The sequence below is a fragment of the Serratia sp. K1WW1 genome (assembly GCF_055790865.1).
On sequence record NZ_CM147697.1, the window covers coordinates 3077895 to 3093409 of the forward strand.

General features: G+C 54.4%; 14 protein-coding genes. 9 read left to right on the plus strand and 5 right to left on the minus strand.

Annotation, left to right across the window (positions count from 1 at the left end; translation table 11 throughout):
* The first annotated feature begins 5 nt into the window (after positions 1–5).
* Entirely contained in the window at positions 6–1154 is a 1149-nt protein-coding gene (blaSFDC, locus tag ACX9GU_RS13930) for an SFDC family class C beta-lactamase (protein WP_473191921.1), read from the plus strand.
* 46 nt (positions 1155–1200) lie between these two features.
* Here blaSFDC and ACX9GU_RS13935 read toward each other — a convergent pair whose 3' ends face one another.
* Positions 1201–2526 carry a glycoside hydrolase family 10-like protein gene (locus ACX9GU_RS13935; protein ID WP_473195181.1) on the minus strand — a complete coding sequence of 442 codons (1326 nt, stop codon included), beginning with the start codon at positions 2524–2526 and terminating at the stop codon, positions 1201–1203.
* A gap of 335 nt (positions 2527–2861) precedes the next feature.
* Here ACX9GU_RS13935 and ACX9GU_RS13940 point away from each other — a divergent pair, with 335 nt between their 5' ends.
* Together ACX9GU_RS13940 and ACX9GU_RS13945 are read left to right on the plus strand one after the other, a co-directional pair.
* Positions 2862–3242 (plus strand): DUF4354 family protein, encoded by a 381-nt coding sequence (locus ACX9GU_RS13940; RefSeq protein ID WP_473191922.1) that lies wholly within the window; start codon positions 2862–2864, stop codon positions 3240–3242.
* 68 nt (positions 3243–3310) lie between these two features.
* Entirely contained in the window at positions 3311–3661 is a 351-nt protein-coding gene (locus tag ACX9GU_RS13945; RefSeq protein ID WP_039995080.1) for a hypothetical protein, read from the plus strand.
* 132 nt (positions 3662–3793) lie between these two features.
* On the opposite strand, the gene ACX9GU_RS13950 is transcribed toward ACX9GU_RS13945, so the two are convergent.
* The 4 genes from ACX9GU_RS13950 to ACX9GU_RS13965 are packed head-to-tail and all read right to left on the minus strand — an operon-like array spanning position 3794 to position 7450.
* Positions 3794–5143, minus strand: coding sequence for an FAD-dependent oxidoreductase (locus ACX9GU_RS13950; protein ID WP_473191923.1), 1350 nt, complete (start codon positions 5141–5143; stop codon positions 3794–3796).
* Positions 5140–5388: a (2Fe-2S)-binding protein gene (locus tag ACX9GU_RS13955; protein ID WP_473191924.1), complete on the minus strand. Its 249-nt coding sequence runs from the start codon at positions 5386–5388 to the stop codon at positions 5140–5142. Before ACX9GU_RS13955 ends, ACX9GU_RS13950 begins: the two co-directional genes overlap by 4 nt.
* Complete coding sequence (locus tag ACX9GU_RS13960; RefSeq protein WP_473191925.1) at positions 5385–6500, minus strand: NAD(P)/FAD-dependent oxidoreductase; 1116 nt, start codon at positions 6498–6500, stop codon at positions 5385–5387. The genes ACX9GU_RS13955 and ACX9GU_RS13960 overlap by 4 nt, the downstream gene beginning before the upstream one ends.
* A complete protein-coding gene (locus tag ACX9GU_RS13965; protein WP_473191926.1) occupies positions 6500–7450 on the minus strand; it encodes a 4-hydroxyproline epimerase in 951 nt (316 codons plus the stop codon). The genes ACX9GU_RS13960 and ACX9GU_RS13965 overlap by 1 nt, the downstream gene beginning before the upstream one ends.
* 342 nt (positions 7451–7792) lie before the next feature.
* On the opposite strand from ACX9GU_RS13965, the gene ACX9GU_RS13970 reads away from it, so the two are divergent.
* The 6 genes from ACX9GU_RS13970 to ACX9GU_RS13995 all read left to right on the plus strand — a co-directional run bounded on the left by ACX9GU_RS13970 (position 7793) and on the right by ACX9GU_RS13995 (position 15480).
* On the plus strand, positions 7793–8638 hold the full coding sequence (locus ACX9GU_RS13970; protein ID WP_473191927.1) for a helix-turn-helix domain-containing protein: 846 nt from the start codon (positions 7793–7795) through the stop codon (positions 8636–8638).
* A gap of 196 nt (positions 8639–8834) precedes the next feature.
* Positions 8835–9755, plus strand: a complete 921-nt coding sequence (locus ACX9GU_RS13975) for a dihydrodipicolinate synthase family protein (protein ID WP_473191928.1) — start codon at positions 8835–8837, stop codon at positions 9753–9755.
* A 60-nt stretch (positions 9756–9815) separates the two neighbouring features.
* On the plus strand, positions 9816–11435 hold the full coding sequence (locus tag ACX9GU_RS13980) for an aldehyde dehydrogenase (NADP(+)) (RefSeq protein ID WP_473191929.1): 1620 nt from the start codon (positions 9816–9818) through the stop codon (positions 11433–11435).
* A gap of 16 nt (positions 11436–11451) precedes the next feature.
* Entirely contained in the window at positions 11452–13017 is a 1566-nt protein-coding gene (locus ACX9GU_RS13985) for an APC family permease (protein WP_021806383.1), read from the plus strand.
* Positions 13018–13037: 20 nt separating this feature from the next.
* The gene (locus ACX9GU_RS13990) at positions 13038–14051 is read left to right on the plus strand and encodes an Ldh family oxidoreductase (RefSeq protein WP_473195182.1); all 1014 of its coding nucleotides are present in this window, start codon (positions 13038–13040) and stop codon (positions 14049–14051) included.
* A gap of 193 nt (positions 14052–14244) precedes the next feature.
* Positions 14245–15480 (plus strand): MFS transporter, encoded by a 1236-nt coding sequence (locus tag ACX9GU_RS13995; protein WP_473191930.1) that lies wholly within the window; start codon positions 14245–14247, stop codon positions 15478–15480.
* Positions 15481–15515: the final 35 nt, after the last annotated feature.

Genomic DNA, 15515 nt, shown 5'->3' on the forward strand with positions numbered 1-15515 from the left:
TAGCAATGTTGAAGAAATCCCTATCCTGTGTGCTGTTACTCGCCACCTCAGGTTCAGTGTTTGCAGCACCGCAAACGGAAAAACAGATAGCCGACATTGTAAATCGCACCGTTGCGCCATTGATGCAAGAGCAGGGCATTCCCGGCATGGCCGTCGCGGTTATTTATCAGGGCCAACCTTACTACTTCACCTGGGGATTGGCAGACGTTGCCGGCAAAAAGCCAGTCACGCAGCAGACCTTATTCGAGCTGGGTTCGGTCAGTAAAACGTTCACTGGAGTGCTGGGCGGTGATGCCATTGCTCGCGGTGAAATCAACCTAAGCGATCCGGCGAGCAAGTACTGGCCAGCGCTGTCGGGCAAGCAATGGCAGGGGATCACCTTGCTGCAGCTGGCAACCTATACCGCCGGTGGCTTACCGCTGCAGATACCGGAAAATGTTACCGATGAAGCATCGCTGCAGAATTATTATCAAACCTGGCAACCGCAGTGGGCTCCAGGCACCAAGCGCCTTTACTCGAACGCCAGTATTGGCCTGTTTGGCGCACTGATGGTCAAACCATCAGGCATGAGTTTTGAACAGGCGATGACCAAACGCGTGTTCCAACCGTTGAAGCTATCGCAAACCTGGATAAACGTGCCGCAGCAGGAAGATAAGCACTATGCCTGGGGCTATCGCGATGGGAAAGCGGTTCGCGTTTCTCCGGGCATGTTTGATGCCGAAGCCTACGGCGTTAAGTCGTCGATAGAGGATATGGCAAGCTGGGTGCAGGTCAACATGGCGCCTGCTAAAGTGAAGGATGCCTCGCTGCAGAAGGGGATAACGCTTGCCCAATCACGCTACTGGCATGCCGGTGATATGTATCAAGGTCTGGGTTGGGAAATGCTGAACTGGCCGGTTAAAGAGAAAACAGTGGTCGAGGGTAGCGATAATAAAAACGCACTGGCAGCACTGAGCGTCACAAAAATCACTCCGCCAGCACCACTATCAAGCGCCTCTTGGGTACATAAAACCGGCTCAACCGGTGGATTTGGCAGCTACGTAGCCTTCATTCCTCAACAGGATCTCGGTATCGTGATGCTGGCTAACAAAAATTATCCTAATCCTGTGCGGGTTGAGACGGCTTACCGCATTCTTGAAGCGTTACAGAAGTAATTTTTTAGCCCAGCAGTCTCAGGGGGCATATTGCCCCCTAAATCTCTCAACTACCCCAGCGACTTTTCAGGTAATTGACTGCCTGCTGGGTCTGTGGCTGATTGAGATAGTTCTCTCGGAACAGGATCGTGCCTTTGATTTGCGATACAGACTCGTTCAAATCCAGCTGCTTTTGTAGCTCCAGCACGCCACCGTTGACCATCCAATCTGGCTCGTTCTTTGACGGGATCCCCACTTTATACAGTGCAACGCCGATATAAAGACGTGTATTGGTCGAGGTCACCACATTCGCCCACCATTTGGCGAGCACATCATAACGGGCCGCGTCACGCGCGAAGGGCCAATACAGCTGTGGGGCAATGTAATCCAGTAACCCAAGCTGTACCCAACTGCGGGTGTCGGCATAAGATTCATCATATGCTGCAGCCCCTCGCGTATTAGAACCTGCCGCGTCGTGTGAGTGGTTACGCCATACGCCAGAAGGGCTGACACCAAATTCAACGTCGGGCTTCAACTTCTTGATAGTCCGAGAAACTTGCCCAACCAATTGCTTGGTATTGTCTCGCCGCCAGTCCGCTTTGGCGCCAAAATGTTGACCATACCTCTTGAAGGTCTGGCTGTCGTTGAGCACGGATCCAGGGGACTCAGCATAGAAGTAATCATCAAATTGCACGCCATCAATATCATAGTTGGCAACCACCTCCGCCACGATGCTGGTGATCCAGTCCCGCACCTCCGGGATACCTGGGTCGAGCACAAATCGGTCGCCTGCGGTGCGGATCCAGTCAGGGTGTAGCACATAGACGCTGGCTGGCTGCTGCGACAATGTGCGGTTCAGTTTATCAATGGTTACTGGCTTGGTGTTAACGGACACCCGGTAGGGGTTAAACCAGGCATGGACTTTCATGCCACGTTTGTGGGCTTCATCCAGCATAAACTGCAGCGGATCATAGCCTGGGTTGTCGCCAATATTCCCCGTCAGCACATCTGACCATGGCAAAATTTTTGATGCCCAGAGGGCTGTGCCATCAGGTTTAACCTGAAAAAAAACGGTGTTGATACCCAGCGTCTGCAGTTTATCCAGCTTTCCTTTCAGTGCTTCTTGCTGTTGGCGAATGCGGATTGCAGCGCTGTCGGCATTGATCGATGCCGCTGGCGGCCAGTCTAAGCGTGAAACGGTGGCCAGCCAGATGCCGCGCACGGGTTCCTGGCTTTGCTGTGATTTACCCGGTAGTGGTTGTTTTGCCACCGAAGGCAACGGAGTGACTAAGGATTTCGCAGGTTCGGAGGTGCAACTGGCCAGTGAAAGCACACCGGCAAGAAGTACGCCTAGCTGTTTAACTTTGGTAAAGCTATGAGAACAGGCGATGATTCGCTCCGGCTTCTATTGATTACTCATTGGGGATAGCCCCAACACAATCTTATCATTCTCTTATTATTCGAATTTTAGTCAATACCGGTAGGGCAGATTGATCGAATACCGGCCTATTGTCGTGGCCTGCTGCATCGTTTCCTCAACGTTTTGAAGATTCATATTGGCGCTCTTTCGGGGGCTACAAACCTCTATCAGCGCATGATTAGGGGCCAATCAATCTGGGACAACATTGCCAGTCAAAGGGTTGGAGTTCGGCCGTTAATCTGCCGTTTAAATCCTCTACACTATTATTGGTGACTCACATTATCGCTAATAACTTAAAGGGAAAGATCATGAAAGCACCTTACCTGACCGTAGCCTTGGCATTTGGCGTTTTTAGTCTGCCCGCAGTCGCAGGGGATTCAGACGCTGTCGCGGTATATTCCACACAACAAAGCCAGGGTTCGGCCGCGATTGGCAGCCATGTTTTTTATACCAAGGATTTCACCGTTGCCGTGACTAACCTGTCCGATAAAGATCTCGATCTCAGTAAGTTATGTTTACAAGCGTCCTCTGCTAACGGTAAAGTGTTTAAACTAGACACCGTCGATGAAAACCTTACGTCCGGGATTTTAAAGCCTAAAGCGATGGTAAAGGGATTAGCCGTATTCGCGTCGAATGACGAAAGTGTTTATAACGCCTCGTTGGTGAAAATGAGTGATAAGTGCCAATAGGATTTTATTTCCTACAGGACTAGGAGCACTTATAAAATAACGCCTTCAATTTAACTAAAGAATCTTTTATGAACAAACGCCTATTTGCTGTTTTTCCCGCCATTATTCTTTCAGGCTGTGCTGCCACATGGGAACCGTTAGGTACGCCAACAATGACCCTGCAAGAGGCGAATAACCTTTGCGAAACTGAGTCATTAGCTCAGTACCCGGTTAAAAATGAGGTCGCTACCAGAAGCGTTGAAAAGCAGGTTTCATTGAAATGCAATAAAGATGACGATGGCTGTAACAGTAGTGGTTATAAATATGAAAATAAATTAGGCGTTGAAAGCTACCCCTTGGACGTTAATATAAATAGCCGCAAAGCCGCATTTACTGCCTGCATGGCAAAAAAGGGTTGGAAAAACACCAGCTGGCTATAAATAACAGGCCGCGTTTCTGAAGTCTGCATTTTTGATGCAAAGAGCTGTGCTCCAGGCTGATACAACGCCCGGAGCACAAAATGGGATTTTGCGGGTAACGAAATCTTTGGTGGGGACCGAAAATGCCACAATTTATTTAGTACACTCCTCTTCTGTATCAACTCTATCGCAGATCACCTCTACACCAGAAAACGACACCTTACCAGCCCCCTCTCCCTGTGGGAGAGGGTTGGGGTGAGGGGCCAGTAAAGCCAGTGTCTCAAGCCGTGCCGGGGTCAAAGGGACTCTTGGCTGCGGTATGGGCCAGTCAAACAGATGTCGGGCCGCTGTAGCGCAAATTTTCCCCTGGCAAGCCCCCATACCGCAGCGGCTATGCAGTTTGGTAGCTGTCCAGCCCGTTTCGGCATCAATATCTCCCAGCGTGACATCCTCACAGCGGCACAGAAAGGTGTCGGCAGCGCCGAGGGTTTTCAGCGTTGGGTTTAGCACAAAGGTCTGGCTGACTGCGGCGGCAAAACGCTGCCATACGCTACGTTTTGCCAACAATGCTTGAGCTCGCGCGATATTACCGCTGGCGGCATACCCAGCAATCGCACCTTCCGCCAAGGCCAGTTCACTTCCCCCCACACCGGTACATTCACCCGCCGCATACAGGTTGGCCACGCTGGTTTGTTGCAATGCATCAACGGCAATGGCCGCATTCTCTATTCTGCACCCCAATAGCATGGCTAATTCGATATTCGCCACCAGCCCGAATCCACAGGCAAGTCGATCGCAGGCGATCGTGCGAACCTGATCCCCTTGTTGGACGCGAACTGCGGTCAGCCGCTGCTCGCCTAGCGCTTCCACTACATAGCTATTGGGGCGATAGCGGCGGTTAATCAAGCGTAATGACTGCCGTACTTTCGCTGGCCAATGCCACAACCCGCTGGCGAATCTCGCCAAGCTTTTCATCGGGGCTTGTTCGGCCAGCAGTATGACCTTACCACCCGCTTTAGTGACGTTATCGGCAACCGCCAGTAGCAACGGTCCGCTGCCAGCAATGACGATCCGTTCGCCTTGCAGCGATAAGCCATTTTTGAGCTGCGCCTGTAAGCCGCCAGCGCCTGTTACGCCCGGTAGCGTCCAGCCAGGGAAGGGCAATAACAGCTCGCGCGCACCGCAGCATAAAATTAAGCGCTGATAGTCGATCGTCCCACCCCCTTGGGCATTTTCATACAGCAGTTGCTGTGGTCCGCTTTGCGCCACGACTTTTGCCGCACTGAGCAGGGTGAAGTTATCCAACGCCTCAACGGATTGCCGATAGCGTAGGGCGATCGCGGGTAAGGTGACCGCTGGCCCATCACGCCAGATTTGCCCACCAGGCCGAGGGTTATCATCAAGCATGACTATGCGTTGCCGGCTTTCGCCTACGGCCAGCGCTGCGGCCAATCCGGCAGGGCCGGCACCAATTATCAGCACTTCGCATTGCAGGTTGTTCATTTCTCCCCGCTCCTTTCGATACTCATCTCGGGCAGGCACAAGGTTTGGCAGGCCAGCCGCTGTACGCCATTGATGATGACTCGGCATTCCTGGCACACACCCATGCCACAAAAGGGCGCGCGTGGTTGCTGGCTGACGGAGATCCGGCAATGATCTTGTCCGCTTAAGCTGAGTGCGGCAGCCACGGTGATGCCTTCCTGTACCTGATAAGGCTGCCCGGCAATAGTTAAGGCAATCAGTTTCATTGGTTGGCCTCGTTTGTAGTGAACATTCGCGCGGCTCGATAAGGGGAGTCATCAATTGCTGTGCGCTGCTGTTGGATTTGTGCGGCGATCAAGGCGGCGCTCCCCATTGCCGTGGTTACGCCCAGCCCTTCATGGCCGAGCGCCAACCACAACCATGGATAAGCTGGATGGGGGCCCAACAGGGGTAAACCATCCGCCGATGCTGCCCGAAACCCCGCCCAGCAGCGGATGAGGCTCATGGTTGCCAATCCGGGAAGAAACTCTGCGGCACGTTTGAGCATGGTGGCGAGCAACGGCATGTCGATTGCCGGATCGAGCGAATCAAACTGGCGCGAGGAACCGATCAGTAACTGACCGGTTGGCCGAGCCTGCACGTTAAAGGCCACCGAGGTCCCATCAGAGGCATGCGCACTAGCCCCGTAGCCCAACTCAACCAATTGGTGCCGAACCCGTTGCGGGTAACGATCGGTGATCGCCAGTTGGCCTTTTTTCGCTCTGAGCAGCGGGGCTGGCAACAGCTTGTCGGCGTGTAATCCACAGGCTAACGTTATCACCGGTGCGCTCAGTCGCTCCCCGTTGGCCAGTATCACCGCCTGTTGTTCCAACGCGACCACTTCACCGTAAACCCGCCGTACCGCATCCCCCGCATCTTCAACCAACCAGCGCGCAGCATTAGGGGCATAAATAATGCCATCCCCCGGCACGCGCAATCCTCCGGCCAAGCCGCTACGCAACATAGGTTCAAGCAGTGCGACTTGTCGTGAGTCCATGAGTTCACTGTTGGCTCCAAGTGCTGCCATCCGCTGCTGCTTCACTTCGGCAATCGCCATTTCTTGCGGTTTTTCCGCCAACCACAGCGTGCCGCAGCTGCGCCAGGCACAGCTATCCGGCATACGGTCCAGCACGCTGCGCCACAAATGCAGGGAATAGGCACTCAGCGTCAGCTCTGCGGGGTTGTCATCCATGCAAACCAAATGGCCCATGCCCGCAGCAGTGGCGCCAGGGCGGCGATCGTCAACCAGTAATACCCGTAGCCCTTGTTGTGCTAACTGCCACGCGCAGGCAGCGCCGATAATGCCCGCGCCAATTACAATCACATCGGCGGTTGCCATTAGCGTATTCCCCAAGCGAAAGCGTCACGCTCATCCAGCAACAGTTGGCTGTCGGCGCAGATAAAAGCCTCCCCGCGAATAAACGGCGTCACGCGGTTGCCTTCACCAGGCTGGTAATATCCGCTGAATTCACTGCCGATCACGCTGGCCTGCCGCCATACTTCACCTGGCTGCAATTTACCGTCTGATGCCAGGCAGGCGAGTTTGGCACTGGTCCCGGTGCCGCACGGCGAGCGATCGTAAGCCTTGCCGGGACATAACACGAAATTGCGGCTATCGGCACGTTCATCGGCGGCGAAAAGCTCAATATGATCGATGAGTCCTCCGTCTTCACCGTAGATCCCCGCGTTTTCGAGCGCCTGCCGTACCGCCCAGCTAAAGGCCGTTAGCACTTCCAGATTGTGGGTGTTGATCGCCAAATGATGATCGCTGATGAGAAAGAACCAGTTGCCACCCCAGGCGATATCGCCGGTTACCTCGCCATAACCGTCAACGGTCACGGCTACCTGCTGGCGGTAACGATAGGCGGGGACATTCTCAATGGTTACGCTGCCATCGGCATGTAGCGTGGCGTTCACCGTCCCAACCGGGGTTTCGATCAGGTGTTCGCCAGCGCTGATGCGCCCCAGGTAAGCCAGGGAGGTGATTAGCCCAATCGTGCCGTGGCCGCACATGCCCAGATATCCCGCATTATTGAAAAAGATCACCCCGGCTGCGGCTTGCGGCGAGCAGGGCTGGCACAGCAACGCTCCCACCAAGACATCGTTGCCCCGGGGTTCCAGAATGATGGCGCTGCGCCAGTCGTCATAGCGTTGTGCGAAAAGCGCCTTTCGCTCGGCCATGCTGCCACGGCCCAGGTCGGGAAAACCGTCGATAATCAACCGAGTGGGTTCACCGCCGGTATGGGAATCGATCGCTCGTAAGGTGATGAAGGGGGATGCAGGGATCATCGGTGTCTCTCAAGGTTAATTAATTGTTATCAACCACCCCAAGACTGACCGAAAGCTAGCCTCGCGGCTTGACCTGTTTCGGCAAAGGCCATGCCGAAATCAGCACAGTGCTAAATTGCCTGAGCGAACCCAACATTAAGGGAATAATAAAAAGCATCTATTTATCAGAATATTAATTATTTCTCAGCGCCAGAATTTGATTAGGTTGCCGGAAACCTGCCAAAAGTTTGCGGTGATCCGCATATTGGCAACAACGGGCTTGATAAGTTACAAAAAAGTTAATACTGATCCGGGTGAGTTAAAAATAGCCAATCATGACCACTTGCTGAAAAGGGTAAAGCTATGCGATTAACCTCAAGCTTTCAGGCTCCTCCACTCACTCCCAGCATCATTGAGCAGCAACCACAAGAGTGCTTTGCTGTCGAACACCTCACCCAGTTCTGTGATGGGTTGGTGCAACAGCGTCCCCATTCGTTACATAGCGTATTGAACTCGCTGGCATTGATTGCGCCGCTGCTTAATGCCATTCCCAATGTGGTGTTTTTTATCAAGGATGCGCAGGCCCGCTATCTGCTGGCCAATCTCACCTTGGCCAAACGCTGTGGTTTTAAAACGGTGACGCCGCTGTTGGGTAAAACCTCGGCAGACGTTTTCCCAACCCAGTTGGGTTCAGGCTATACCGAGCAAGATCTGCGGGTGTTACACCAAGGGGTACAGATCCAGGATCAGCTTGAAATGCACTTATACAGCGGCCGCGAAACGGGCTGGTGCCTGACGCAAAAGCTGGCACTGTATGACCAGCAGGGCAAGATTATCGGCATGGCCGGGATCTCACATGATTTGCAGGAGGCGAAGGCTAACCACCCGGCCTATCAGCGATTGGCGGCGCTGGATGTTTATATCCGTCAGCATTACGGCAGGCCGATCGCGATGGAAGAGTTGAGGGCGCTGACCGGCCTTTCCGTGGCGCAAATCGAGCGCTACTGTAAACGTATTTTTCACCTGACGCCGCGCCAGATGATCCACAAAGTCCGGCTAGAGAAGGCCACAGAACTCCTGGCCAGTGATATGCCAATTACCGATATCGCATTGCAATGCGGTTATACCGATCACAGCGCTTTCAGCCGCCAGTTCAAGGCCATGACCGGTGCTAGCCCCCGCGATTTTCGCGCCACATTAGTTCCCTAATTAGCTGAAATTATGACTTTTATGATGCAACTGCGTCACAGGCTCCGCTGCGCGCAATTCCTCCTCATTATGCCAATTTCGTCCTCGCATTCGGTGAAAACCGTCAAGCCGCTGCCGAGAATACCGGTCAATCTGTTATTGAATTTCACCAAAAATTAACCGGCAATTAACATTTCAAGCAAAAGGGACCAACACGATGAGCAATAAAGCGATTAACTGGAGTGGGGTATTTCCGGCAGTCAGTACGCAATTTCGCAGCGATTTTTCTCTGGATCTTGATGCTACCCATGCGGTGATCAAAAACCTGGTCAAAGACGGTGTCTCTGGCCTGGTCGTCTGCGGCACCGTGGGCGAAAACACCTCACTGACGATGCAGGAGAAACTGGCGGTGATCGAGGTGGCGAAAGACGCCGCACAAGGCAAAATACCGGTGATCGCCGGGATTGCCGAATTCACCACCGCCTTTGCACAGAATATGGCGCGCGAAGCGGAAAAAGCCGGTATCGACGGCGTGATGGTGATGCCTGCGCTGGTTTATTCATCCAAACCGCACGAAACTGCAGCACACTTTCGCAGCGTGGCCACCGCCACCGATCTGCCGATCATGGTCTACAACAACCCGCCGATTTATAAAAACGATGTCACACCTGACATTCTCACCACGTTGGTCGACTGCGACAACATCGTCTGTTTCAAAGACTCTTCTGGCGATACCCGCCGCTTTATCGATTTACGCAATGCGGTCGGCGATCGTTTCGTGTTGTTCGCCGGGTTGGACGACGTGGTGCTAGAAAGCCTCGCCGTGGGCGCAGAAGGGTGGATCTCTGGCATGTCCAACGCGTTCCCACGTGAAGGGGAAACCTTGTTCCGGCTGGCGAAGCAAAAGCGTTTCGAAGAAGCACTGGCCCTGTATAGCTGGTTTATGCCGTTGCTGCATCTGGATGCCCGTCCAGACCTGGTGCAGAGCATCAAGCTCTGTGAAGAACTGGTCGGCCGTGGCAGCGCGGTGACCCGCCCACCGCGTTTGGCATTGCAGGGGGAAACGCTGCAAGAGGTGACGACGATTATCAACACAGCTCTGGCCAACCGTCCGACTCTGCCAGATGTCGGCCTGTGATCTCTCAAGGAGGCCCGGTATTTAGCCGGGCTATAACAGGCAATCGCACAGGGGAAACCAATGCCAACTCACAACACATACGCCCTTAGCGGCAAACAGTTTATTGGCGGGCAGCGGATAGCTAGCGGTAACGCCGAACTCATTAGCCTGCGGGCCGATAATAATCAGCCAACAGGTTATCGCTTCCATCAGGCCAGCATTGCAGAGGTTGATGCCGCAGCACAGGCTGCTACCCGAGCCTTTAGCGTCTATTGCCAAACCAGCGCCGAGCAGCGAGCGGATTTTCTCGCCGCCATAGCCGATGAACTGGACGCGTTAGGGGAGGATTTTTTTGCCTTTGCCACACAAGAGACCGCGCTGCCTATCCCTCGTCTGATTGGTGAACGCGCCAGAACCAGCGGGCAGATGCGACTGTTTGCCGAACTGCTACGTAGTGGCCGCGTGCACGGGGCGAGAATTGATTGCGCATTACCAGCGCGTACACCGCTGCCAAGACCTGATTTACGGCAGTATCGCGTCGCCATCGGTCCTGTCGCGGTGTTTGGTGCCAGCAATTTCCCGCTGGCGTTCTCTACCGCCGGAGGTGATACCGCTGCCGCGCTGGCCGCCGGTTGCCCGGTGGTGTTCAAGGCACATAGTGGCCATATGATCACGGCGGAATTGACCGCGCAGGCTATTGAACGTGCGGTGCAAAAACAGCAGATGCCCGCGGGTGTCTTCAATATGGTGTTCGGCAGCAGCATCGGTGCCGATTTGGTGCAACATCCAGCGATCCAGGCGGTAGGGTTTACCGGCTCGTTGCAAGGTGGCCGGGCATTATTTGATTTGGCGATGCGACGTCCACACCCCATCCCGGTGTTTGCCGAAATGTCGAGCATCAACCCGGTGGTGGTCTTGCCACAGGCATTGGCTCAGCGTGGTGAAAAAATTGCGCAAGCGTTGGTTGCCTCTTTCACGCTCGGTTGCGGCCAATTCTGCACCAAGCCGGGGCTGATTATCGGCCAGCGCAGCCCGGCCTTCAGCCAGCTGATCGCCGATTTACAAGCACAGGTTAATGCCTGTCCGCCACAAACCATGCTGAATGCCGCTACGCGGGATCATTATCTGAGTGGCTTGCAGAGATGGGATCAACATCCTCAGCTACGGCGTCTGGCCGGAAGCAGGGCAGAACAACCCCATCTGGCGGTAGCCCAGCTCTATCAGGCCGACAGTTGTTTGTTACTTAACGCCGATCCGCTGTTGCAGGAAGAGGTCTTTGGCCCCGTGGCGATCGTGGTTGAGGTCGCAGACCGGGCGCAACTGCTTGCCGCGCTGGAAAACCTGCAAGGGCAACTCACCGCCACGCTACTGGCTGAACAGGAAGACCTTGGCGAGGCGAACGAATTGGCGCAATTACTGATCCACAAAGCGGGGCGTGTACTGTTTAACGGCTACCCTACCGGTGTGGAAGTCTGCGAAGCCATGGTGCACGGCGGCCCTTATCCGGCGACCAGCGATCCCCGTGGCACATCGGTCGGTACGCTGGCTATCGAGCGGTTTTTGCGCCCGGTCTGCCTGCAAAACTACCCGGCAGCGTTATTGCCCCCCGCGCTGCAAGACAGCAATCCTCTGAACCTGTTGCGCCTGGTCAACGGTGAATACACCCGCGCAGCCCTCCATTCACCTGCGGCAATGAAATAATTCGAAAGGTAATGCTATGACCATACAGGGAAAATTTAAAAAGCAACTGACGTTAACCGATCTGACGTTTATCGGCCTGGGCGCGATTTTTGGTTCCGGCTGGCTGTTCGCCGCCAGCCATGTTGCTGCCATCGCGGGCCCTGCGGGGATCTATTCGTGGCTGATCGGCGGGCTCGCTGTACTGCTGCTGGGCATTGTTTATTGCGAGCTGGGTGCCGCGCTTCCCCGTGCCGGTGGCATCATTCGTTACCCGGTGTTTTCCCACGGGGAGCTGATGGGCTATCTGCTGGGGTTCATCACACTGATTGCGTTCTCCAGCCTGATCTCGATCGAGGTCGTCGCCGCCCGGCAATATGCAGCAGCCTGGTTCCCAGCTCTCAGCCAGCCAGGCTCGGGCGATCCCACGTTGATCGGTTGGCTGACGCAATTTATCTTGCTGTGTCTGTTCTTTACGCTGAATTACTACAGTGTGAAGACGTTTGCCAAATCCAACAACCTGATCAGCATACTCAAGTTCATCGTGCCGGTGCTGGTGATCGTGGTGCTGTTCACCTTCTTCAAACCTGAAAACCTGCACAGCCAAGGCTTTGCGCCCTTTGGTTCCGCCGGGGTGGAAGCGGCGATTTCCGCCGGTGGGATCATCTTTGCCTATCTGGGGCTGACGCCAATTATCTCGGTGGCCAGCGAAGTACAGAAGCCACAGCGTACCATCCCGATCGCGCTGATCCTGTCGGTAGTGCTTTCCACCATTATCTATGTGCTGCTGCAGCTGGCTTTCCTCGGCAGTATTCCAAGCGAAATGCTGAGCGGCGGCTGGCAGGATATCAGCAAGCACTTTTCACTGCCGTACCGCGATATTGCCGTTACGCTGGGGATGGGGTGGTTGGCTTTTCTGGTGGTGAGCGACGCGATCGTTTCACCGAGCGGCACGGGCAATATCTATATGAATGCCACGCCGCGTGTTGTGTATGGTTGGGCACGGGCAGGGACTTTCTTCAAAATTTTTACCCGCGTCGATGGTGAGTCGGGGATCCCGCGTCCTGCACTTTGGCTGACTTTCGGGCTGGCTATCTTCTGGACGTTGCCGTTCCCTTCCTGGGAAAAGCTGATCGGAGTGGTCTCCGCCGCACTGGTACTTAGCTATGCCATTGCCCCGGTTACCGCCGCCGGGCTACGCCGCAATGCACCGAATTTGCCGCGGCCGTTCTTTGTCTGGGGATTTAGCGTGTTAGGACCGGTGTCATTCATCATTTCCGCATTGATCGTTTACTGGTCAGGCTGGAACACCGTCTCCTGGCTGCTTGGCCTGCAAATTCTGATGTTCTTTGTCTATATCCTGTTTAAAAACAAAGTGCCGACTCACGCCGTCAGCTTGAAGCAGCAGATTTGGTCCTCGCTGTGGCTGATCGCTTTCTACGCCTTGATCATCGTGGCTTCCTATCTCGGCAGTTTTGGCGGCATCAATGCTATTGGCCACCCGTGGGACACCCTGCTGGTGGCGGCCATCGCGCTGCTGATTTATTACTGGGGAGCTTACACCTGTTTACCTCAGGCAAATTTTGTCGGGGACGAGGAAGAGTAATGCTAAAGGAGGAAACGACCATGACCAACACCGTCAATCTCACGTTGTCAGAGGCCTATCAACTGGCGTATCGAGCCTTGCACAGTAATGGTTTCAGCGCCAAGCATGCCGATGCTGTAGCAAAGAACGTCACCGCCGGTGAACGCGATGGCTGCCATTCCCATGGTTTGTATCGTGTACTGGGCTGTGTCCGATCGCTGCATGCCGGCAAAGTGATGGCAGATGCCGAACCGACGTTCACCGACAGCGCTCCGGCGATTTTACGCGTAGACGCGCAGGGTGCGTTTTCGTTGGTCGCCTATCAAGCGGCACTGCCTGCCTTTATCACCAAGGTGCGTCACTGTGGTATTGCCGCACTGGCGATCAATCATTGCGTCCACTTCTCTGCGCTGTGGGCGGATATCGAGCCGCTTACCGAACAGGGATTAGTAGCGTTGGCTTGCACCCCAAGCCATGCCTGGGTCACGCCCGCCGGGGGGAGTCAGCCCTTGTTTGGTACCAACCCGATAGCCTTTGGTTGGCCACGTCAGGGACAAGCTCCGTTTGTGTTTGATATGGCGACCAGCGCAGCTGCACGCGGTGAGATTGAGCTGCATCGCCGGGCGAATAAACCGCTGCCAGAAGGTTGGGGAATCGATCGGCAAGGTAAACCTTCCACCGATGCCGCCAGCGTACTGCAAGGCGCGATGTTGACGTTTGGTGGCCATAAGGGTTCAGCATTGGCGGCGATGGTGGAATTGATTGCCGGGCCGTTGATTGGTGATATGACCAGCAAAGAATCGTTGGCTTACGACCAATCGACAGGTTCTTCACCTTATGGCGGAGAACTGATTATTGCGATGGATCCTGAACGTTTTCTGGGGGCAGATAAGGAAGAGCATTTCGCCAGAGCGGAAGGGCTTTTTAATGATATGGCAGAGCAAGGGGCCCGTATTCCTGGGGAGCGGCGTTTTAAGGCGCGTCAGCACAGTGAGCAGTTCGGTGTGACATTACCGCTGACGTTATATAAAGAGATTGTGGCGTTGTGTCAGTAATCCCTAGCAGGCTCATCGTTTACCGATGGGCCGATGTGTTCCCATTCCTCTCTTGCCGCGGTAGTGTAGATATACGAGCAACAATATGTTAACAGTATTGAAACAATTAATTCAACGGTAAATTGTGGTGACGGTTAACGAGCAAACGGCGTTACCGGATATTTGGTTGACACATTTCTTCAAGGAGCAGGGCATGAGACAACAACGCTGGTGGGGAGTCATCGCGACATTGCTCCTCATCGTGATCGCCTATGCTGACCGGGTAAATATCTCCGTCATGCTGGTTAACCCCGAGTTTCTCAATCACTTTGGCCTGGCAGACAATCGCGCCTATCAAGGCACATTGATGACCGCCTTTCTGCTAGGCTATGGCCTTTCAGCCATGTTGTTGACGCCGTTTCTGGAAACGCTATTCGGTTATCGTAAAGGTTTGACCCTCAGTGTGGTTCTCTGGGCGCTCTTTACCGCGGCTTCTCCGTTGGTGGGATCGTTCATCATTTTACTGGTCGTCCGGGCCTTCCTCGGTGTCAGTGAAGGGCCACTTTTCTCGCTGAAAACCATGTACATCAGTGACCATTTCGCCGCCAATGAGCGGGGAAAGCCCAATGCGGTGTCGGCATTAGGCGTATCTTTAGGTTTGGTGATTGGTTTTCCGCTGGTGACTTTCCTGATGAGCCATCTTGGTTGGGCCCTTTCTTTTCATGTCCTGGCGTTAATCAATCTCCTGGTCGGCTTGCTTTTGGTACGCGTGTTTATCCATCCTAGAACAACCGCAGTGGTGCAACGGAGCAGTGAACCCATGATGCAACGTGTCTGCCATACCTTCATTCTGGCTTGGAAAACGCCCATGCTCGGCTGGATCATGCTGGTTGAGATAGCCACGCTAAGTTATCTGTGGGGTTCCAGTTCCTGGCTGCCCGCTTACCTGACCAATGAACGTGGCTTTTCCATCAAGCAAATGGGTTGGCTAGCATCGCTACCCTTTATTATCAGTATCTTATCCAAGTATCTTGGCGGGGTGATCCTGGATCGCGTTCGGCCACAACAGATGCCATTGATTTTTGCCTTTGGCGGGGCAGCAACGGCTATCTGCATGCTAGGCGTGATGCTGAGCTCACAAAGTGGCTGGCTGGCCGTGTTCCTGCTATCGGCCAACGCTTGTTGGGGGGCGCAAGGTGCGGCAATTCCCACTCTGATCCAGCACCATGCCAAAGCAGAAAGCGTTGGTTCTGCCTACGGGCTGATCAATGGCGTGGGGAATATCTTTTCGGCATTCATTCCCTTGCTGATGGGGCTGGTAATGATGTCGTTTGGCACCGTCTCTTCAGGCTTTTCGGTGCTGGTGGCCTCGCAGATTGTGACTATGTTCGCTGGTGGGATGCTGTTTGTTCGCATGCAAGGAAACCGGCAATTCACCACGGCGTGGTGAGCAGCAGGAAAGGTCAGGTGACCGCTTATGCGGTC